The organism is Hymenobacter humi (assembly GCF_042665855.1).
GTDB lineage: Bacteria > Bacteroidota > Bacteroidia > Cytophagales > Hymenobacteraceae > Hymenobacter > Hymenobacter humi.
On sequence record NZ_JBHTEK010000001.1, the window covers coordinates 1,821,522 to 1,843,089 of the forward strand.

General features: G+C 62.6%; 14 protein-coding genes and 2 pseudogenes. 3 read left to right on the forward strand and 13 right to left on the reverse strand.

From position 1 onward, the window contains the following. Nucleotides 1-2 precede the first annotated feature (2 nt). From ACFQT0_RS10260 to ACFQT0_RS10270, 3 genes are all read left to right on the forward strand, one after another. Nucleotides 3-1,895: a right-handed parallel beta-helix repeat-containing protein gene (locus tag ACFQT0_RS10260; protein ID WP_380202479.1), complete on the forward strand. Its 1,893-nt coding sequence runs from the start codon at nt 3-5 to the stop codon at nt 1,893-1,895. A 140-nt stretch (nt 1,896-2,035) separates the two neighbouring features. Next, on the forward strand, nt 2,036-4,075 hold the full coding sequence (locus ACFQT0_RS10265; RefSeq protein ID WP_380202481.1) for an alpha-L-rhamnosidase-related protein: 2,040 nt from the start codon (nt 2,036-2,038) through the stop codon (nt 4,073-4,075). A 259-nt stretch (nt 4,076-4,334) separates the two neighbouring features. Then, entirely contained in the window at nt 4,335-5,141 is an 807-nt protein-coding gene (locus ACFQT0_RS10270; RefSeq protein ID WP_380202483.1) for an IS5 family transposase, read from the forward strand. Here the strand turns inward: ACFQT0_RS10270 and ACFQT0_RS10275 are convergent. The 13 genes and pseudogenes from ACFQT0_RS10275 to ACFQT0_RS10335 all read right to left on the reverse strand — a co-directional run bounded on the left by ACFQT0_RS10275 (nt 5,138) and on the right by ACFQT0_RS10335 (nt 21,553). Further along, nucleotides 5,138-6,067, reverse strand: coding sequence for a hypothetical protein (locus ACFQT0_RS10275; RefSeq protein WP_380202487.1), 930 nt, complete (start codon nt 6,065-6,067; stop codon nt 5,138-5,140). The genes ACFQT0_RS10270 and ACFQT0_RS10275 overlap by 4 nt on opposite strands. Before the next feature lie 31 nt (nt 6,068-6,098). Continuing rightward, nucleotides 6,099-7,466, reverse strand: coding sequence for a DUF5703 domain-containing protein (locus ACFQT0_RS10280; protein ID WP_380202489.1), 1,368 nt, complete (start codon nt 7,464-7,466; stop codon nt 6,099-6,101). A gap of 2 nt (nt 7,467-7,468) precedes the next feature. Then, the gene (locus ACFQT0_RS10285) at nt 7,469-8,056 is read right to left on the reverse strand and encodes a hypothetical protein (protein WP_380202491.1); all 588 of its coding nucleotides are present in this window, start codon (nt 8,054-8,056) and stop codon (nt 7,469-7,471) included. Nucleotides 8,057-8,060: 4 nt separating this feature from the next. Next, on the reverse strand, nt 8,061-8,906 hold the full coding sequence (locus ACFQT0_RS10290) for a sialate O-acetylesterase (protein WP_380202493.1): 846 nt from the start codon (nt 8,904-8,906) through the stop codon (nt 8,061-8,063). Nucleotides 8,907-8,939: 33 nt separating this feature from the next. Then, nucleotides 8,940-9,959 (reverse strand): glycoside hydrolase family 127 protein, encoded by a 1,020-nt coding sequence (locus ACFQT0_RS10295; RefSeq protein ID WP_380202495.1) that lies wholly within the window; start codon nt 9,957-9,959, stop codon nt 8,940-8,942. After that, nucleotides 9,842-10,575, reverse strand: a pseudogene (locus ACFQT0_RS10300) (beta-L-arabinofuranosidase domain-containing protein). The gene ACFQT0_RS10295 and the pseudogene ACFQT0_RS10300 overlap by 118 nt, the downstream one beginning before the upstream one ends. Nucleotides 10,576-10,618: 43 nt before the next feature. Next, complete coding sequence (locus tag ACFQT0_RS10305; RefSeq protein WP_380202497.1) at nt 10,619-10,981, reverse strand: hypothetical protein; 363 nt, start codon at nt 10,979-10,981, stop codon at nt 10,619-10,621. A gap of 59 nt (nt 10,982-11,040) precedes the next feature. Further along, a complete protein-coding gene (locus tag ACFQT0_RS10310; RefSeq protein WP_380202499.1) occupies nt 11,041-14,442 on the reverse strand; it encodes a glycosyl hydrolase in 3,402 nt (1,133 codons plus the stop codon). A gap of 70 nt (nt 14,443-14,512) precedes the next feature. Beyond that, nucleotides 14,513-17,131 carry a glycoside hydrolase family 2 TIM barrel-domain containing protein gene (locus tag ACFQT0_RS10315; protein ID WP_380205975.1) on the reverse strand — a complete coding sequence of 873 codons (2,619 nt, stop codon included), beginning with the start codon at nt 17,129-17,131 and terminating at the stop codon, nt 14,513-14,515. A 39-nt stretch (nt 17,132-17,170) separates the two neighbouring features. Beyond that, nucleotides 17,171-17,922 (reverse strand): annotated as a pseudogene (locus ACFQT0_RS10320) (sugar-binding domain-containing protein); the annotation flags it as partial. Between the two features lie 9 nt (nt 17,923-17,931). Next, nucleotides 17,932-19,623: a glycoside hydrolase family 2 TIM barrel-domain containing protein gene (locus ACFQT0_RS10325; RefSeq protein WP_380205976.1), complete on the reverse strand. Its 1,692-nt coding sequence runs from the start codon at nt 19,621-19,623 to the stop codon at nt 17,932-17,934. After that, on the reverse strand, nt 19,578-20,246 hold the full coding sequence (locus tag ACFQT0_RS10330) for a sugar-binding domain-containing protein (RefSeq protein WP_380202501.1): 669 nt from the start codon (nt 20,244-20,246) through the stop codon (nt 19,578-19,580). Before ACFQT0_RS10330 ends, ACFQT0_RS10325 begins: the two co-directional genes overlap by 46 nt. 245 nt (nt 20,247-20,491) lie before the next feature. Then, entirely contained in the window at nt 20,492-21,553 is a 1,062-nt protein-coding gene (locus ACFQT0_RS10335) for a glycosylase (protein ID WP_380205977.1), read from the reverse strand. Between the last annotated feature and the right edge of the window lie 15 nt (nt 21,554-21,568).

Below are 21,568 nucleotides of genomic sequence, written 5' to 3' on the forward strand. Positions count from 1 at the left end.
GCATGACCGGCTCCTTATCAAGTAAAATCCTGCTGTCTTGCGCACTACTGACCATTTCCGTATCTGCCGGCGCGGCTGACATCTGGGTGGCCACCACTGGCTCTGACCGCAACGCCGGCACGGCGGAAAAGCCACTGGCGACGGTGGCCGCGGCCCTGCGGCAGGCCCGCGATTTGCGGCGCCTGCACGACCCTGCCGTGCAAGGCGGCGTACACATCCGGGTGCGTGGGGGCGAATACCGACTGGTTGAACCGCTGTTTCTGCGCCCCGAAGACACTGGTACCGCCGCCAGCCCCACCATCATTGAAGCCGCGCCCGGTGAGCAGCCGGTGCTCAGCGGCGGCGTGCCCGTGACGGGCTGGCGCCAAGAAGTTGGCAAACGCCCGGGTCTGCCCGCCGCTGCGCAAGGTCAGGTTTGGGTGGCCTCGGCGCCCTTGGTTGGCGGCCGAATGCTGGCATTTCGGCAGCTGTGGGTGAACGGCCGCAAGGCCGTGCGGGCCCGCTCGCCTAACAACGACAACCTGCCGCGCCTGCTTGCCTGGGACGTGGACCAGCAGGCGGCCAGCGTGCCGGCGGCTGCCGTAGGAGCCCTGCGCCAGGTCAACCAACTCGAAATGGTGCTCCACCAAATGTGGGCCGTGGCTGTGCTGCGCGTGAAAACGCTAACTGTGCAAGGCAACCAAGCCCGCCTCACCTTTCAACAGCCCGAAAGCCGCGTGCAGTTTGAGCATCCCTGGCCCCGGCCCATCCTCAACGGCAAGAACGGCAGCTCAGCCTTCTACCTGACCAACACCATTGAACTGCTCGACCAGCCCGGCGAGTGGTTTTACGACGCAGCACGCGGGCAGGTGCTGTACTGGCCCCGGCCTGGTGAAACCATGGGTACCGCCAAGGTGGTAGCGCCAGCTCTGGAAACGCTGGTGCAGGTAGCAGGTAGCTTGGACCAGCCTGTAGCCCACGTGCAGTTCAAAGGCCTCGCCTTCGCCTACACCACCTGGCTGCGGCCTTCCGAAAAAGGCCACGTACCGATACAGGCGGGCCTGTTTATGCTCGATGGGTACTCGCTGAAAACACCCGGTACGCCCGACAAAAAGGACCTCGAAAACCAGGCCTGGATTGGGCGCCCGCCCGCCGCGGTGGCGGTATCCGGCGCCAACCATATGCGCTTCGAGCGCTGCCAATTCCTGCACCTGGCCTCGGCCGGGCTCGACTATGAGAGCGGCACCCACGACGATGCCGTGGTGGGCTGCACGTTTCGTGACATTGCCGGCAACGGCATCCAAGTCGGCAAGTTCTCGGACATGGGCACCGAAACGCACCTGCCGTACCAGCCCACCGACGAGCGCGAAATCTGCACCAACGAGATACTCGAAAACAACCTGCTCACCGACTGCGGCAACGAGGATTGGGGCTGCGTGGGCATTGCGGCCGGGTACGTGCGGGGCATCAGCATCCGGCACAACGAAGTAACCCAGGTGCCCTACACCGGCATCAGCCTGGGCTGGGGCTGGACCAAAACTACCAACGCCATGCGCGACAACCACGTGCAGGCCAACTACATTCATCACTACGCCCAGCACACCTACGATGTAGCTGGCGTCTACACCTTGTCGGCCCAGCCGGGCACGGTCATTAGCGAAAACCGCATCGATGAAATTGGCCGCGCGGCCTACGTGCACGACCCTGAGCACTGGTTTTACCTCTACCTCGACGAAGGCTCCTCCAATATCACGGTGCAGGACAACTGGTGCCCAAGCGAGAAATTCCTGGCCAATGCCAACGGCCCCGGCAACATCTGGAAAAACAACGGGCCGATGGTGAGTGAGGCCATCAAGCAAGCCGCCGGTTTGGAACCGGAGTTTCGGGACTTGCGGAATGGGTTGGCTCAGAAATAGCCGAAAACACAAGATAGGCCGTCATGCTGAGCGCAGCCGAAGCATCTCGCGTGCTCAACTAATAAAGCCACTCAACGAAGCGGGAGAGATGCTTCGGCCGCGCTCAGCATGACCGTTCCGCTACTGAAAACACTTGTCTGATGATAAAACCTTACTTAAAACAAGCCGTGGCAGTAGCCGCAGTGCTGCTCGCGCTGCTGGCCCCGGCACCTGCCCAAGCCCAGCGCCAGGCCACCTGGATTTGGTATCCCGGCGACTACGAAATCTGGCTGGGCAACCAGATGCAGAATCGCCGCACCGAGCGCGGCACGTTCTTCCCGGTGTTCTGGCGGATGGACAGTCACTACGTCCTCATCGATTTTCATAAGGATTTCGACCTCGCGCAGCCCGAAGAAGTGGAGCTGCGCGCCGAGGGCCAATACAACGTGAAGCTCGACGGCAAGCCGCTGACCGGCGCGCCCATGCGCCTGACCGTGCCAGCTGGCAAGCACCGCCTTAACATCAAGGTATACAACCAGGCCACGCCGCCGACAGTGTTCGTGCGCGGCAAAACCATTGCGTCCGACAACTCGTGGCTGGTGACGTATGAGGACAAGGAATGGATTGACGCCTCGGGCAAAACCTCCGACCAATCGGGTACGACCTGGCTACAGGCGGGCGCCTGGAATTTCGACTCGCCCGAAGCGCGGCCCGCAGCGTTTAAGCTGCCGACGGAGGCGCGCCGGGCGGTTCGCGTCGAGCCCACGCCGACTGGCCTGGTGGCCGATTTTGGGCGCGAAACCTTCGGCTACATCAAGCTGTACGGGCTGCGCGGCAAGGGCCAGGTGGCGGTGTATTTCGGCGAATCGAAGGAAGAAGCGTTGGCCACCGAAACCTGCGAAACGCTGGAATACCTGGCCGTGGACCAGCCCCAGCCGGGCGACCGGGTTACGAGCTTGTCGAAGGCGTTTCGCTACGTGAACATCCGGCCCGAGGCGGGCGTGAGTCTCGATTCGGTGTCGCTGCTGTATGAGTACGCGCCGGTGGCGGAGCGGGGCAAGTTCCGCAGCTCGGATGCGCAGCTGAATAAAATCTGGGACGTGGCGGCCTACACCATGCACCTCAATACGCGGGAGTTTTTCATCGACGGCATTAAGCGCGACCGGTGGGTGTGGTCGGGCGATGCCTACCAGAGCTACCTGATGAACTACTACCTCTACTTCGACACGCCCACCGTCAACCGCACGCAGTTTGCGTTGCGCGGTAAAGATCCGGTTACCAGCCACATTAACACCATCATGGACTATAGCTTTTACTGGTTCATCAGCGTGTACGATGCCTACCAGTACACCGGCGACAGGGCCCAGGTTCAACAGCTCTACCCCCGCATGCAAAGCCTGATGCAGTACGTGCTGGGCCGCCGCAACCCTAGCGGCCTGCTCGAAGGCCAGGCCGGCGACTGGGTGTTCATCGACTGGGCCGACGGTCTGAGCAAGAAAGGCGAAGTCAGTTTCGAACAATTGCTGTTTTGCCGCAGCCTCGAAACCATGGCCCTCTGCGCCAACCTGGTGGGCGACACGGCCGGCGCGGCCAACTACCAGAAGCTTGCGGCCGACCTCAAAACCAAAATCTTCGCCACCTACTGGAGCCCCGATAAGCACGCGCTAGTGCACAGCCAAATCAATGGCCAGCCCACCGACAACGTGACGCGCTACGCCAACATGTTCAGTATCTTCTTCAACTACTTCACGCCTAGCCAGGCACAGGAGGTGAAGAACTCCGTGCTGCTTAACAAAGAAGTGCCAAAAATCACGACGCCCTATATGCGATTCTACGAGCTGGAAGCCCTGTGTGCGATGGGCGAGCAGCCCTACGTGCTCAAGGAAATGAAGGCGTACTGGGGCGGCATGCTGGACCTAGGGGCCACCTCATTCTGGGAAGAATACGACCCCGCCAAAAAAGGCGCCGAGCACTACGCCATGTACGGCCGGCCCTTCGGCAAAAGCCTGTGCCACGCCTGGGGCGCCAGCCCCATCTACCTGCTGGGCAAGTACTACCTCGGCGTGCAACCCCTCACGCCCGGCTACGCTACTTACGAAATCGTGCCCAACCTCGGCGGCCTGCAATGGATGGAAGGTGCCGTGCCCACACCACAGGGCGACATTACAGTGGCCGCCAGCCTCAAGCAGGCTCAAAGGTGAAAGGCGCCGTGGGCACTGGCACCCTACGCTTCCGCAGCCGCTCAAAACCCTCTTGCAAGGGCGCTAAGATTCAGGCTAAAGGCAATGGGCAATATGAAATGCAGCTGGAAAAAGGCCGGGAGTACGTAGTGACGTATCAGGCGCTGACCAAGTAAGTCCTCTTCACAACTGCTAGCTTAGAGCGTGTTTGGGAATTGGTAGGGCAAAAAGAAACGAGTCAGTAAGTTGCGGCAGGAGTTCCTAGGCTCCGGTTCGCTTTATGGTTGAGTGCTATCAACCCCTTACTGACTCGCAGTGGCAAGTTATTGCGCCGCTGCTGCCCCTGCAACGCAAGCGCCGCCACGGCTTACGGCAAGTAATTGATGCGCTGCGGTATATCTGCCGCACGGGATGCCAGTGGCGCAGCCTGCCGGCCCGCTTCCCACCGTGGCCAGCCGTCTACTATTATTTCGCCCGCTGGCAAACCACCGGACTCTTGCAACGACTCAATGAAGCCGCTAATCGAGTGGACCGGTTGGCACAGCATCGCCTGCCCACCCCGTCGCTCGCCCTGGTCGACGCGCAAAGCGTCAAGCTGGCCCCACGCCTGGGCCAGCAGCGCGGCCTCGACGCGCACAAGCGCGTCAATGGACGCAAGCGCCAAGTGCTCTGCGACACGGGCGGCCGCATCTGGCACGTTGCCGTGCATGCGGCCAGTGGCCACGACAGCCGCGCCGCTCACGCCCTCTTGCCCCAGCGCGACCAGCTACGCCCGGCCTGGGCCAGTCGCTTACGCACCGTGCTGACCGATAGCGCTTATCAAGGTCGTTTTGCCCGGCAGGTCCACGCCCTGGGCTGGCAGCATCAGGTGGCGAGCCGACCGCCCAGTCTCGGCCGGGGCTTCGTGCCCGTCGCCAAACGCTGGGTCGTGGAGCGCACCTTCGCCTGGCTCAACTGCTTTCGGCGCCTCGTCGTGGATTACGAACGCACCCCAGCCAGCCAGCCATGCGGCGTGGGTGCTACTCGCCAATCTGACCATGACCTTACGACGTGCCACCTCCGATTGAAATCCCAAACATGCTCTTAGTCCATTACCACGACGTCCTTGCGCCGTGACTCCGGCAGCACTTTCAACTCCTGCACTTTGCCATTCCGGACCGTGGCTTCGACGGTAGTTTGGTAGGGCGCGTGCAGCTTGAAATGCACGTCCCAGGTTTTGGGCCAGGCGGGCAGCAGGTAGATTTTTTGGTCATCTGTTTGCAGCAGCATCTCCTGCAATCCTATCATGCCGGAGCCGCCCCAGTTGTGGTCGGGCGCCCAGTCGTAGCCGGGGCCCCAGAAAGCGGGGAAGCGGCGGCCCGAATCTTTCAGTTTGCCCACCGTCAGCTCCGCGGCTTCGTCCGTCAGGCCGAGGCGGGCGGCGAAGATGTTGTGCTGCTTCCAGCCCACGTGGCTGCGGAATTTCTGGACGTCCGTATCGTAGCGGTAGGTGTTGATGGCGGTAGCTAAATCGCGCTGGCCCACGCCATAGATTCCCCAGGGGAAAACGGGGTAGAGCTGCGGACTTTCCACGTTGTTGATGCGCTCCCAGGACTTGGCCGGGGCGATAGTGGCGTGGCCCTGCACCTCGCGCAAGCTGAGGGCTGGGATGCGGGCGAGCATGGCCGCCCACTGCTGGCGCTGTGCGGGGGTGCCATAGGCTGGGGGCAGGGCCAGTAGGCGGGTGAGCACGGTGCGCAGGCCGGCGATGGTGGCGGTGGAGTTGTTGGCCATCTTGTAGGTCTCGGCGCCCGAGCCGGGGTAGAGCACGAGGTGGCCTTCGCCGTCCAGCGCTTTGGCGCCGCGCTGGCGGGCCAGGTACTGGTAATGCTCGTCGAAAAACGTGAGGCAGCTCTGCACAAAGGGCAGATAGCCGGCCACGTCCTGACCGGCGTAGCGCTCGGTTTCCAGCATCATCAGGCAGAATTCCAGCACCGTGTCCCATTCGTATTCCAGCCAGGCGTTGTATTCCATCCCGGGGTCGAAGCCGGGCGGGCGCTTCCAGTTATACTCGGCCGGGTTGGGCAGGCCGAAGTTTTCGAGCCTGCTCGGTGAAGCAGGCCCCAGGGTGGCGCCAGTAGGTTTGGCTACGCAGTTCGGCGTTGCGCAGTAGGCGCAGGTAGAAGTCGAACTGCGGCTTCATCAGGGCCGCGTCGCCGCTTTTCAGCATCGGCCAGTACACCAGGCGTTGGTTTTGGGCCGTGTGCGTGCCGCCGCCCCAGTTGCGGAAGTCCGGCGTGAACTTCAGCGTAGAATCCGTCAGTGATGGGTCGTAGGTGAAGAGGCCGCCGTTGAACTTGGTAGGGGAGGTCCCAAAGGCGTTGCAGCCCAACAAGTAGCGGAATAGCTGGTAGTTGCGCCCCGCCTGCCACTCCGGCGCCTGGGCCGCTGGCTGGCCGGGCCGGATGTAGATAAAGCTGCGGTTCCAGTAGTCTTGCCACCAATTCAAGGTCCGTTGGCGGGCGGCTTTGGGGTTTTGCTGAGCGGCCGCAAGCGTCTGCTGCAACTGCTGCTGCCACTGTTTCGCAGTCGGCGCGGTGGTCGTATTCAGCGCCACGATGATGGAATGCGTGCGAGCCGGCGTGCGGCTTTTTAGCTTCCAGCCAGTGTAGGGCGTGTTGAGGTACTGGCCGGTGATGGTGCCGGCGGGCTGCATATCGTGGCCCTGCATCGCGCCGCCAAAAATCAACCCGGCCAGCGGATTATAAAGCTGCGATTTCACCGTCTCCAACCCTTGCTGCCGCACGGTCACGTCGAACACCGTTTGCGGCTGGTTCTGGTGGAAGAACTCAACGCCTTGGTTGCGGAAACTCATGCTGTCGCGCCGGGTTTTAACCTCGCCCTGCGGCGCCCACTTGTAGGAGTTTTGGTTGTTTTCCTTGCCCTTGGTCGCGCGGTCGGCGTAGCGCCAGCTTTCGTAGCTGGCTTCGGCGCTCAGCTTGCTGTTGCCACTGATTTCAACGTGCACCACCGGCCGGAACACATCGACCCATATGTGTACTTGGACCGTTTGGTTTTTCGCCGTGCCGGTCAGGCGCACATCGCCGGTATGCAGGGCTAGTTCCTGCTTAAAGGTGCCGCCCTCAAACGGGTTGGGCGTCAGCCGCAGCCGCACCCGGCCCAGCTTGAGCAGGCTGTTGTTTTCGTCGAAGGTGCCGCTGCGGGCCACGTAGAACAGCACGTCGCCCTGCTCCACCCACACGTTCAGGCCAGTGTCGCCGCCCCCGCAGGGCATGGACTCGCCGGCGTTGCGGCTGGCGCTGGTCCAGGTGATGTTGCAGGCGGCCAGGCTCGGCCTGGGCTTTTGGGCCTGCGCGCCCAGGCCGGCGAGCCAGCCGCAGCACAACAGCAGCAAAAGGCGGGCGCACTTCATGCTTACTGAGCCCAATCGTCGGTGCGGAACGATGACACGGGCAGGCCTTCGTTGCTGAACAGCGTGGCCCGGGTGTAGTCCCTAAACGCGTAGCGCACGGCCACCGGCGCCGCCACCTCGGCGGCCGATACGTTGATGACACTGCCCGCAATGCTGGCTTTGGCGGGGTACCATTTCTGGTCGGCCCCGGCCACTTCAAAGCCCGCCAGCTCCTGCCCGAAGGCCGTCATGCCGTTGGGCGCGTTCTTGAAGCGCACGGCCGCCGCGTTGCCCTTCACCGTCACGGACTCATAGGTTGGGCTGAGCGCGCCGAAACCTTTCTGCCCGTAGGTTTGGGCCAGGGCCAGATAGGCCAGGCGGGTGCCGCCGGGCTCCTTGCGCATGGGGTGAATGGAGTTTTCCTCACCAATGTCGAGGAGTACGGCCATGGCCGAGTTGGGCACATGGTCCTGCAGCTTGCGCTGGGCGTCGCGCAGAAACGCTGAGTTGTACTTGCTGCCCTTGTTGTAGGGCGGCAGCGGGCGTAGTTGTAGGGCGCAATCTGGGCGTAGTAGAACGGGAAATCGCCCATGCCCCACTGCGTGCGCCACTGTTTTACCATGGCTGCAAACAGTTGCTCGTACTGGTCGGGCCGGTCGTAGTTCGACTCCCCTGGTACCAAATAGCTCCCTTGATGCCGTAGCCTTCGATGGGGTGCAGCATGCCGTTGAACAGCGTGGTGGGCGTGCGGCTCACCTGCTTGATGGTGTCGCCCCGGTCCGGCACCTTGATGCCGGCAAACTGCCGCAGCGTCTCGGTATCCATCCAGGCCTCGATGCTGGAGCCGCTGTAGCTGCAGTGAATCAGGCCCACGGGCACCTGCAGCATCTCCTGGAGCAGGCGCCCGAAGTAGTAGCCGGTGGCGCTGAAATTGGCCACGGCCTCGGGCGCGGCGGCACGCCAGGGCGAGGGCTTGCTGTTGTCCTGCGGTTCCGTCACCGACGAGCGGGGCACGATATAAAGGCGCAGGTTGTCGTTTTTCGACTTCACCACCGCTTCGTTTGAGCCCAGGACCGGCTGGCCTTTGAAGCCTTTCATGGGCATTTCCATGTTCGACTGCCCGCCGCAGAGCCAGACTTCGCCCACCAGCACGTTCTTCAGCTTCACAGGCGTGCCGTCGCTGATGGTCAACTCATAAGGCCCGCCGGCGGTGGGAGTTTTTACTTTTATTTTCCACTTGCCGGCCGCGTCGGCCTGGGCGCGGTACTTCTGCTTGTTCCATGACGGGCTGACGGTGACCGTGCTGCCGGCCTTGGCCCAGCCCCACACGGCGCAGTCGGCCTGCTGCTGAAAGACCATGTTGTCGGTGAAAAGCGAAGGCAAACGGAGTTGGGCGCGGCCGGGGAGCGGCAGAAGCGCCAGCAGCGTGATGCAGCAGAGGAGAAGGGACTTTGGTTTCATTGGGGAAATGACTGTGCTCACGCAGCGCCTGAATTATCTACTCACCGGAATCCACACCTCCATATCCGAATGCCCGCGGTTGCCCCAGGCGTAGTAGGGAATGAGCGTGAGCGGCACGGAAGCGGGTTTTTCCGTGGGAAGCTTGCGGTAGAGTTGCGGTCCCCACTGCGCCGCTGGCGTGAGCGTGCCCTGGCCGGTGAGGCACATCACGTCGGCGTTGTCGATTTGGAGGCGCTGGGGTTGGAGGCTGGCCGTGGCGGGCAGGGTCAGGCCGGAAAGCTTTTGACCCGCCGGAAAATCCTTGGTTTCGAGGCAGTAGACGATGGGCCCCCGTTTCACGGCCACCTGGTTGCGGGTTTCCTCCACCAGCGGGTTGGCTTCCACCAGCTGCGCAGGCATGGGCAGCTGCAGTTCCACCCGGTCGCCGGCCTTCCACGGGCGGTTGACTTCGGCGTAGGTTCCAGGTGTGAGGACGGCCGCGGTGGGTTTGCCGTTCACCAGCAGCGTGGCGCCTTCGCACCAGCCCGGCACCCGCAAAAACAGCGAGAATGCCTTTTTGGGCGCTTCGGCCAGGGTCAGCTTCACGGCTCCATCCCAGGGGTAATTCGTTTCCTGCCGAAGCTTTACGGGTGAGCCATTTTTGAGCTTGGTGCTCAGGTTATTGCCTCCGTATAGGTTCACCCACAGGCCTTTGTCCGAAGTGCTGTACATATAGTTGCTGACCTCGGCAATGGTGCGTACCACGTTGGGCGGGCAGCAGTTGGACAGGCTGATGTAGTCGACCCGGTCCTTCGACCAGCGCTGGTGAAACGGCAGCGCATCGGAATACGCCAGCGGGTTGGTGTAGAGAAAGCGCTTGCCATCCAGACTGATGCCTGATAGAACGCTGTTGTACAGGGCCGTTTCGAGAACGTCGGCGTACTTGGCGTCGCCGCTCACTTGCAGCATCCGCCAGTTCCAGAGCACGTTGCCAATGTTGGCGCAGGTTTCGCCGTGGGCCGTGAAGTTGGGCAGCTGGTAGTCGCGCCCGTAGGCCTGATGGATTTTCTGCACCGTGTCGGGCTTGTAGGCCGTGCCGTCGGGCGATACGCCGTCGTAGAGCGCCCCGCAGGCCCCGTGACGTACATTTTGCGCTGGGTCACGTCGTCCCACATGCGGTTGAGGGTGGTGAGCAGGGTGGCGTCGCCGGTTTCGGCGTACACATCGGCCACGCCGGCAAAGAGGTAGTTGGCGCGCACGGCGTGGCCGCCGGCCTGCTGCATCTGCCGGAACGGAATCCGGTCCTGGTTGTCGTCGGTGCCGCTTTCCACCAGGCCGCGGATGTTAATCAGGTTCTGGGCCAGCTCCAGGTAGCGCGGGTCGCGGGTAGTGCGGTACATTTCCACCACGCCCATGTAGTGCGAAGGGCAAATGGCGTTGCGGGCCAGCTCCGGAGAGGATTTTTGTAAAAATCGTACAAGTAGTCTGTGGCTTTGCGCGCCAACTTGAGCATGGTGGTTTTACCCGTAGCGCGGTAATGCACGCAGGCCGCCGTCATCAGGTGGCCCATGTTATAAGTCTCGAAGTTCAGGCGGTCCTTGAAAGCGGCCTTCTGACCGGGGTTATTCAGCTCCGCGATGGTGCTTTGGGTGCTGATGTAGCCATCGGACCGCTGCACCTTGGCAATCATGGCAATGGCCTCGTCGAGTGCTGGTCAAGCTTGGGGTCGCGGTTCACGGCATAGGATGCCGACAGCGCTTCCAGCAACTTAAAAAGTCGCCATCGTGAAACGGCGGCCCCTTGTGCTCGCCCTTTTGCAAGCCGGCCGCGATTTCGAAGTTCTTGTAAGCGTGGTTGCGGTCGCTGTGGTAAAGTGCCCACATGGTCGGAATCATCGATTTCTGGCACACGTCGAACCGCTCGGCCCAGAAGCCGTTGGTCCAGGATACGCTGCCCATGTCCACGCTGCCCAGCTTGGCATATTGGCTGGCCGAGGTATTCACCAAGCCCTTGTTTTGGGCCGCCACGGGCGCACTGGCAGCCGTAGCCAGCGCCAGCAGTCCGGCAGGGAGAATATTCTTGATGAAAGATGGCATTGCGTTGGATTTAACAGTTGAAATTCTTGCGGTTATGGTGTGCCGCGCCGCAGGACACGCTATTTTAAGGGTTCGGTGGAGACACCAATGGTGACGGGCCCGAGCAGCCCAGCCGGCAGCAGTGGCTTGCCCGCCGTGGGCGAGGGAGCCGTTGTTTGCGTCAGCCGCTGCTCAGCTGGCAGGGCCTGGTCGCCGATGAGGCGGTTGGCCCAGGTATTGGTCACGAGAATTCGGAGCTGGTTGTCGCCCTTCTTCACCGGCTCGGTGATGTCGACGCGGTAGGGCGCGGTCCAGGAAATCCCGCAGGCTTTGCCGTTCACCTGCACTTCGGCAAGGTTGGCCAGTTGGCCCAATTCCAGCCATACGCGCTGCCGCGGGCGTTTGCCCGGTTTCCAGCGAAAGGTTTGGGTGTATTCGGCCGTGCCGGAATAATGGCGGATGGCCGCATCGGTATGCTTGCTCCAATCAGTTAGTTCCTTAAATACGACGGGTTGCGCGGGGCCGCCCGCTTTACTGTCGAAGCTGACGCGCCAGGGCCCGGTGATGCTTTGCACCGGCTGCACGGCGAGCCAGTTCGAGCCCGTGTGCTCGGCCTGCGCGGCAGTCGGCTCCCGAAATACCACGAACACGGAGCCGTTGCGGTCAAGGCGCAGCGGCAGATTGGTCCGGCCGTTGGCCGTCTGCCATTCGCGGGCCGGGCGGGTTTCGCCGGTCACGGCATCCCACAGCTCCGGCCGGCGGCCAGCCACGCGCAGCGACAGGGTAATGGTGTGGGCAGAATCGAGCTGATTCGAGATAAAGTAGATGTCAAATTGCGCGTCAGTGCGGTGGTTCCAGGCAATGCCCGGCGCCCGCTGCCCGTTGGCGAGGCTGGCCGTAACGTCGCGCTCCAGGCCCAGGGCAGCAAAGGAATCGGCTGTAAAAGGGCCCGGCAGCACCCGGCCCGGCCCAACTGGCGCAGTTGTAGCCGCTGATGCTACCAACCCACCGGCCTGAGCCAGCTCCGCGGCTACCAATTGCACCTCCTTATCTGCCAATGGGAAGTTGCGCAATTCCGGCGAACGAGTGGGCTGGCGGTCGAGCAAAACGGTGGCGCCGGCCTGCACCAAGTCGCGCAGCCGCTTTGCCACGGCCGGCGACATGGATGTGCTGTCGGGCCACATCTTTTGCGCGCCCGGCACCACCAGCAGGCGGTAGCTGGCGCCGCCCGGCAGCGTTAGCTGGCCCTTCTGCACGGTGGCCAGGTTCAGCAGCGCGTCCTTGTTGAAAGAGTCGTAGGCGTAGCCGTGCAGCGGGTCTACCAGCGTTTCGGCTGTGGCCATGTTGGCCGAAGCCGAGACTTTCTCGGGCAGCTCCCGCATGGGCAGGCCCACGTTGGCGAGGCGCTTTTGCTCGCTGGTTACCATTTGCGGTCCGAAAATGCCGGGCAACTCCGCCACCAGCTTATCGGGCAGCAGAGCACGGCTCGGGGTTTCCTCGCCCGTAAACACGGCCACGTCCACCACCGGGTGGCCCAACTGCAGCAGAGCCTGGCAGCGGCGGGCGTAGTCGACCCAGGCGCGGCCGGGCTTCCACCAGGCTTGGTCGCGCTGGAAAAACAGGCCAATGCCGCTCAGCGTCATGCCCGGCCGGCGGTCGAGCCAGGGGTTGTGCACGAACACGTGGTACACCATGCGGTTGACGCCCAGCGCGTAGTTGCGGTCCTGCAGGGCTTTGAGCATGCCGGGGTGCTCGTCCCAGGCCAGCTTCAGCTCAGTAAAGGCTTCCGCCTGAACGATGTTCTTGCCATAGATGTGCGCGCCCGAAATGGCGTCAAGCATGTCGTTGGGCTTGTCGTGGGTGGGGCTGCGCAGCCAGAACTCGCCCATGGGCACGTCCACGTTTTTGTAGTGCAACAGGCCGTCGCTTACCATGGTGGGCGCGATGGCCTCGGCCGAGAAGGCGCAGCCTTTGGCGTGCGCCAGCTCCTTTAGCGTGCCGTAAAACTTGTCGTTGACCAGCTCCGCGATAGTCGTGCGCACATCGAATAGCACCCGTTCCGATACGTCGGCGCTTTGCAGCGGCACGCCCGCCAGCACCGGCAGATAAGGCAGCAGGTCGTAGCCGCGCCGCTGCCGAAACTCAGCCGCAAAATTGGCCGACCAGTTCTGCGAGCCGCACTCCCAGCTATCCACGTGAAAGAACTTGAGCACGCGCGCCGCCAGCTCCGGCCCGCCTTGACGCACCGCCTCGCCAAACCACTTGTCAAACTGCAGCGTGACGGCCGCGGGGTTGAATTTATCGCACTCCAGTCCCCGGCCGCCGCCGCCGGTGGTATTGACTTGGCCGGTGGAGGTGTGACCCATGCGCAGGATGGTCCAGCGGCCGGGCGGCGCAGTCCAGTTGAGTTGGCCGCTGGCGTCGAGCTTGCCGGTGAGGTTGATGATTTTGCCCAGCGGCACGCACTGCGCATCGGGCACCTGGGCGGCGGTGGTGCGCTCGCTCACGCGCCACACGTCGCCGTTTTTGCCCTCAAACTGGTGGATGCGGGCCTCGCTCGACAGCTGGATTTCCGACACTTTCAGCGACTGTTTCCACTTGGCCGCGTCCAGGTCCTCGGCGCCGGGCTCCGAGCCGGTGGGGTCGTAGGCGAAGCGGAAAAACCGGGCGGTGGTGGCCGGCAGCGCGTGCGTTACGGCGCTGGAGTCCTGCCAGCCGCTGCGCGGCGGCTGCAGGCGCGCCACCGGCCGGAAGGTACGGCCGTCGTTGCTCGCTTCCACCCGCAGGCGGTGAGCCTGGTAGTTGTAGCCGTTGGACTTGATGCGGATGGCGCGGCAGGTAAAAGGCTGGTTGAAGGCATATTGAATCCAGCCCGGCTCGTTGGTTTTGAAGCCGGCCTTGTTGCCCGCAGTAGCCAGCCGCTCGAGGTTTTCGCCCACGATGCTGCTGGTTATCTGCGGCTTGGTGGTGTAGGTGGAAATGCTGCCGCCGGTGGGCGTGGGGTAGGCGTACACGGCAATGTCGCGGTAGTAGCCCTGCACCGTGGGCGGCTGGGGCAGCGTCAGGCGCAGTTGTTTGCCGCCCGTCACCTGGGTTTGGGCCGATACCACGTGCTGCATCGACAGCTCCGGCGTTATCCACGGTCCGCCGCCCAGCGCAAAGCCGTCGCTGAAGTGCATGGCCAGCTTCAGGCCTAGCCGGTCGGCTTCCTGCATGGAGTGGCGCACCATCTTCCACCATTGCGGCGAGAGCTGCACGGCGGGCGGCGAGATGGCCGGCGGGTTTTCCACGCCCTTAATCGGCATCAGGTAAGCCCCGCCAATGCCGGCTTCCTTCATGGCTTCGAGGTCGGCGGTGATGCCTTCGGCCGTCACCGCGGCGTTCATCCAATACCAGAACACCCACGGCTTGGCCGATTCGGGCGGGTTTTGAAAGGCGGCTTGCAGGTCAACCACCGGAGCCTGGGCGTGAGCCGTGGCCATAGTCAGTAACCCCGCCAAGCTCAGAAGCAGGCGCCGCCAGAGCTGCGAAAGAGTGGGCCGGGTGTTCATATCAGAGTTTGCCAACTTTGCCGCCGGGCGCGGCCTTTAGCGTGGAGGTTTCCTTGCCAAATCGCACGGCGCGGGCTATTGCGCTGGGGTCGGTTTTCTTGCCATCGACGGGCCGCAGGTAGAAGCTGTAGGCGTAGGGCTTGGCCGGCAGCTGGTACTGGTCAATGGGCGCGGCCTGGGCATCCCAGGTGTTGCCGCCCACGCCCATCTGGGCCAGGTCGATGTTGAGGGTGAGGTAGCCGGCGTCCTTGAGCTTGTTGGTGTGCCGGGCCTGCTGAATATTCTGCTCAGTGTGGGGCCAGGCACTCATACTCAACAGGCTGTCGGCCACCACCAGCAGGCCGGTGTTCTGCGCGTCGCTGAGCTGCATCCAGCGCACGTCGGTGCGGTTGGCGTACTCCTGGGGCACCACGTAGGAATCGGCAAATTCTGCCAGCGGCTGCGAGAAGATACCCGCATCAAACCCGTAGCGGCGGTCGATGTAGTTTTCCATCGGCCCGCGCCCGTAGTAGCTGATGCGGTCGTAGGCGCGCCGGATGCCGCACTGCATGCCCACTTTCGGGATATTGGGCAGGCCGGCGGCAGGCGTGAGGGCGTAGTCTACTTTGAGTGTACCATCGCCGTTGAGCGTGTACACCACCCGCACGGTGGTTTTCCCATCGATGAGGCTGTAGGTGCTCGTGAGGCTGGGCTGGCTGGGGTTGGCCTGGTCGAGGGTCAGGCTTTGCAGCTTGGGCTCGGCCGCGAACCATTCCTTGAGCTTCTTGTCGGCTTTCCAGCCGCGGCGGTCGTTGTCGGTGAGCGGGCGGGTGAAGTGGGGCAAGAGCGGGGCTGCCAGCTGCTCGGTACCGCGCCAGCGGTAGGACGTGAGCGCGCCGGTGGTTTTGTCGATGGCAACCTGAAAATCCTTGCCGCTGAGCGTATAGGACTTGGCTTCGTCGCGAACCGCGACAGCCGGCTGCTTAGCCGCCGATCGTTGCGGCTGCGCCAGCCCGGTCAGGGCAAACTGGTTGGTGGCGATTTCGTGGCCGGCCGCAGCCCAGGCGCTGGCTTGCGGCAGCGTGAAATGAATGTCGGCCAGGTACTCGGTACCCGCTTTCATTTTCGGAAGAAATGGCTTGAGGCTGATAACCGTGTCGCGGCCCGCCGCTAGGGCCAGACGGGGCAGTTGCCTGGTCGTCAAGGCCCGGCCATCGGCCCGCACCACGAGCGTCAGCACGTAGTCGCGCAAGGATTTCAACGCGTGCCGATTGCTGATTTTCAGCAAGCCTTTGCTGGCGTCTACCAGGGTGCACTCGGCTGGCTGGTACACCCGCTTGCATTCGTAGAGCGCGGCGTGCGGCCGGCCATCCGAAGCCACAATGCCTTTGATGGTGAAGTCATCATAATACTTCTCGCCGAAGTCGCCGCCGTAGGCATAGAAGGCCGTGCCGGTGAAGTCCTTCTTCACCAGGCCCTGGTCCTTGAACTCCCAGATGCAGCCGCCGATGATGCGCTTGGTGGCCCGCCAGGTGTCCCAGAATTCCTTCATGTTGCCGGTGGCGTTGCCCATGGAGTGGGCGTATTCGCAGAAGAAAATGGGCCGGGTGTCGCCGTTTTGCTGATTGGCCAGCAGCTCGGCCGTGAACAGGCCGGGGTACATGCGGCTCACCATGTCCACGTAGGCCTGGTCGCGCGGCGTTTGAATGCGGTAGGCGTGGTTTTTCGGGTAGTTCGGGTCCGAGGGGTCGATGTAGCCTTCCACGTGCGGGTCGCCCATGGCCGGCTCGTAGTGGATGGGCCGGGTGATGTCGAAATCGTGCAGCCAGGCGGCCATGGCGGCGTGGTTGGGGCCGCGGCCCGACTCGTTGCCCAGGCTCCAGAAAATGATGCTGGGGTGGTTTTTGTCGCGCAAGGCCATGCGGGTGCTGCGCTCCACGTAGGCTGTGGTCCAGGCGGGGTCGTTGCTAAGCTTGGAGCCCAGGCCGTGGGTTTCCAGGTTGGCCTCGTCGATGACCAGGATGCCGTACTCGTCGCAGAGGTCGTAGAAATACGGGTCGTTGGGGTAATGGCTGGTGCGGATGCAGTTGAAGTTGAACTGCTTGAGCGTGCGCACATCCTCCCGGATATCCTCGCGGCTCACGGCCATGCCCTTGGTGGGGTGGTGGTCGTGGCGGTTCACGCCGTAGAGGTAGGTCAGCTTGCCGTTGATAAGCAGCTTGCCGTTGTCCTTCGAGAATTCAATGGTGCGGAAGCCCACTTTGCAGCTCTTGGCTTCGAGCACGGCGCCGGCTTTATCGGTGAGCGTGAGCACCAGCGTGTAGAGGTTGGGGGCCTCGTCGCTCCACTTGGCGGGATTGCGGATGGTGGTTTCGAGCAGCCCAAATTTGGCGTTGTCGAGCCGCGGGTAGGGCTCGTTGATGATGGATTCGGCCGTGCGCTGCATGGGTTTCTCCAGCACCGGCGTGCCTTGCTGGTCGTAGAGCTGGGCGCGCAGGCGGTAGCCGGAAATGTCGTTGTTGCCCGTCAGGTTTTCCAGACGCGGGCGAATGCTCAGCACCGCGTCTCGGTACTGCTTATCGAGCTTGGCCTGCCAATGAAAATCGGCAATGCGCAGCTTGGGTTCGGCCAGCAGCAGCACCTCGCGGAAGATGCCGCTCAGCCGCCAATGGTCCTGGTCTTCCAGGTAGGAGCCGTCGGACCAACGCATTACCTGCACCGAAACAATGTTTTCGCCCGCCTGCAAATACGGCGACACATTGAACTCCGACGGCAGGCAACTGTCTTCGCCGTAGCCCAGGAACTTGCCGTTTACCCACACCTTAAACGCCGAGTGACGCCGCCAAAGTGCAGCGTCACATTCTGCGCCTGCCAGCCCGCGGGTACTGTAAACGTGCGTTGGTACGAGCCCACGCCGTTGTAGTCCTGCGGCACAAACGGCGGGTTCACGGGCCGAAACGGGTACTTCGCGCTTTTGTAAATGGGCTGGTCGTAGCCGTTCATCTCCCAGTTGGCGGGTACCGCCAACTGCTTCCAGCCCTTCACCCGGCTTTTGTAGAAATCCGTGGGCGCATCAGCCGGCTTCAAGGCAAAGCGGAAGTCCCACAAGCCATTGAGCGAAAGCAGGCGCGGCGTCTTGTCGCGGTTGCCGAGCAAGGCGTCTTTTTCAGTAGCAAAGGAATACGCCGTGGCTCGCGCTGGGTCCCGGTTAAGCTCGGTGATTTGGGGAATCTGGTAGCCATCTGCCTCGCCCGCGTAGATTTTGGGCGGGTTTGAAACGCCGGGGAAGAAATACACGCTGGCCTCCTGGGCGTGGGCAAAAGGAGATGCCAACAGCAGCATGGCTCCAAAGGCCACTGGTTTCAGCCACCTGGCCGCTGCTGCGGCCGGAAGAATGCTGTCGACATGAAGGGGCGGGCGTTGGAAAAGCATGGCGCGGAATTAGTTGCTGGTGAGCGTCACCGTAGCTGGAGTGAGGCCGTCGGCGGAGGCGTTAAGCGTGATTTGCCCGGCCTTAGCGGTGGTCTGGATAATGGCTAGCGCCATCCCGTTGTAGGCCTTGCGCGAGTCGGCTTTGAATGATTCCATACTGGCCTGGTAGCCGTTGTCAACCCCGGCTACTACTCCTGGTCCGCTCACCGAGAACCGCACCAGATGGGCAGCGTCGGGCACCAGGTTGCCGGCCGCGTCCAGCACGCGCACGGTGACGAAGGAGAGGTCTTTGGAGTCGGCGCGCAGCTTGCGGCGGTCGGCAGTAAGCTCGATTTTGGCAGCGGGGCCGGCGGTTTTTATCGTACGCGTCAGCACAGTTTGGCCACCTTTGCGCGACACCGCTTGCAGGGTGCCGGGGGCGTAGGGCACGCGCCACATCACGTGCAGGTCCTCGGCCTGCTTCTGGCGCTTGCCCAGGGACTTACCGTTGAGCAGCAGTTCCACTTCGTCGGCGTTGTTATAGTAGGCCCACACGTCCACGGTTTGGCCCGGCTTCCAGTTCCAGTGCGGCAGCAAGTGCAGCACGGGCTTATCCGTCCACTCGCTTTGGTACATGTAATAGATATCCTTGGGGAAGCCGGCCAAGTCCAGAATGCCGAAGTAGGAACTGCGGGCAGGCCAGGGGTAGGGCAGGGGCTCACCCAGGTAATCGAACCCCGACCAGACAAAGGCGCCGGTTATGTGCGGGTTCTGCTTGATGGCGCGCCAGGCCTTTTCATGGGTGGTGCCCCAGTAGGGAGCCGCATTGTCGTAGCTGGAAGCGGTTAAGTCAGGGTTGCCGGTAGTCAGCTTGGTTTTGCCATCCTTGGGCCAGATGCGCAGGCTGTCGGAGGGCATGTCGTAGTGCCCCCGCGTTTCGTAAGCCGCCGCTATTTCGGTGGCCAGGAATTTCTGGCCGGGAAAGCGCTTGGGCAGTTCGGGGTATTCCGCATGCTTGTAATTGAAGCTCAGCACATCGAGCACGCCAGCTTGGCTGATGAAGTTCTTGGCCGGCTCCTGCTCCGTCAGGGCCGACGTTACGGGCCGCGTCGGGTCGAGGCGCTTCACGGTGGCGGTTAGCTCCCTGGTGAGCCGCACGCCGGTGCTGTCGAACTGCTCCCGGATTTCATTGCCGATGCTCCAGATAAACACGCTCGTGTGGTTGCGGTCGCGCCGAATCTGGTCTTCCAAATCGCGCTGGTGCCACTGCTTGAAGTCGAGGTGATAGTCTTGGCCGTTCTTCTTTTTCTGCCACATGTCGAAGGCCTCGTCCATCACCAGAAAGCCCATCTTGTCGCACAAATCCAAGAACTCCGTAGCCGGTGGGTTGTGGGCCGTCCGAATGGCATTGCACCCCATGGCTTTCAGCAGTTCCAACTGCCGCTCCATAGCCCGGGTGTTGACTGCCGCGCCCAGCGCGCCCAAGTCGTGGTGCTGGCACACGCCCAGAATGCGCAGCGGCGCCCCATTGAGCGAGAAGCCGCTGGCGGCATCAAACTGAAAAGTGCGCACGCCCAGCGGCGTTTCGTAGGTGTCCTCCAGGGTCTGGCCACGCCGTACTTCCGTTACCACCCGGTAGAGGTAGGGCTTAGTCGTCGACCATAGAATGGGGTGTTTCAGGCTGAGTCGCTGCGTAGTGTTTGCCGAGCCCCCGTGACCGATACCGTTGCCGCAGTGGCTTCCGCCACCTTGCGGCCGCTGGCGTCGAGAATGGTGGTGAAGAGCCGCACAGTTTGGCGCTGGCCCGTGGTGTTGCGGATGGTAGTTTGTACGCTTACTGTAGCCGCCTGTGCACTCACTTTGGGCGTAGTTACAAAGGTGCCCCAGTGGTCTACCGCCACCTGGTGCGTGGTCACCAGTCGCACGTTGCGGTAGATGCCCGAACCCGTGTACCAGCGGGAGTTCGGCTGGGCCGAGTTATCGACCCGCAAGGCCAGCACGTTGGGCTTGCCAGCCGGCTGCAGGTAGCGCGTCAGCTCGTAGCGGAAGGAGATGTAGCCGTTGGGGCGCTTACCGAGCGAGTGGCCGTTCAGCCACACTTCGCTATTCTGATACACGCCGTCGAATTCGATGAACACGCTCCGACCCCTGGTAGCGGGCAGCGTAAACGTCTTGCGGTACCAGCCAACGCCGGTGGGCAGGCCACCGCCTTCGGGCTTGGCCGGGTTCTTTTCGTCGAATTTGCCTTCGATGCTCCAGTCGTGCGGCAGCGTGAGTGGCGCCAGCCCGCATCGTTGAATTGGGCTGATTTGGCCTGTTCGTCGTCGCCGAGCAAGAATCTCCAACCTTTATTGAAATCCAGAATTACCCGCGTTTCCGGCCGCGCTGCCACGGCCACGCTTTGCGTACCGAGGAAGATGAGCAAAAGGAGGGAAAGCAGGCGGGGCATGGTGGAATTTTGGAAGTTGTAGAGACGCGACCCTTCGCGTCTTAGCGTTGAACGATGACGCAAGAATGGCGCGGTCGCGGAGACGCGAAGGGTCGCGTCTCTACAATTAGTTGGCGTCCGTTTTGGCGGTTTTGGGCTTTTTTATCGGGGGGCGATGAACGTCAGCGCACTCTTGCCGAGGTCCTTGGACGTAGCCACAGCGATGCCGCGCTGGTCGGGCTTGTTCACGGCGCAGTAGTAGTGGTACACCACGCCTTTATATTTCACCACGAAAGACTTGTGGGCAAATAGCTCGTCGTATGGCTCGGAGGGTTCGATGAGGTTGGCGCCGGTCCAGTCGGTCCAGTGCGTGAGGTCGTAGGAGCAGGCGAAGCGGTTCACCGCGCCCTTCACGCCGGGGTAGAAGGCCCCGAAATAGAACATGACCCACAGGCCATTGTCCATCTTCTGCAGGTAGGCGTCGCCGGTGATGCCGGTGTGGTGGTTGAGCACGGGGTTGCGCAGGTAGCGCTTCCAGTGCGTCATGTCATCCGACACGGCCATGCCGATGCGCTCGGCCCCGCGCTTGGCGTTGAGACTGTCGCCGTTGGCGTTGTAGTACATCACGAAGGGGTGGCCGGTGAGCTTGGTCTTGTCCCACACCACCGAGCTTTTGTAGATGGTGTGGTTTTCCCACCAGCGGGCGTCCGGGTCGTTGGCCTTCAGCAGGGGCTGAGGCAGGCGCTGCCAAGGATGCACGGTGGTGGGGTCCTGCGCGGTGTAGGCCATGCCGATGGACAGCAGGCCTTTCTCGTAGCCGCGGGAGTTGCCGCCGAAGTACGACAGCCAGTACTTGCCCTGGTAGGGCTGCCAGGCGTAGCTGCCGCTCCATTTGGGGTCCTGCAGGGCCACGTAACCGGCTTTCTGATTGGTGTCCCAGTCGGTGCTGTCGGTGAAGGACATGATTTTGCCCTTGGTTTCCCACTTTAGCAGGTCCTTGCTTTGGGCCAGCCATGTTTCGTAGCCGCGTCCGTCGTAGATGATGTAGGTCATGTACCACTGCCCGTTTTTGCGGAACACGCTCGGGCAGTCCATCTTCTTGCGATTGTCGTCGGTGACGAGCACCAGGCCGTATTTGTGCGGGGTTTTCACTTCCTCGTACACCCGCTGCATCACATTGGCAGGCACGTCCTTGGGCCTGTCCTGCTGCGCCCAGGCCGGCACTTGGCTCAAGCAAGC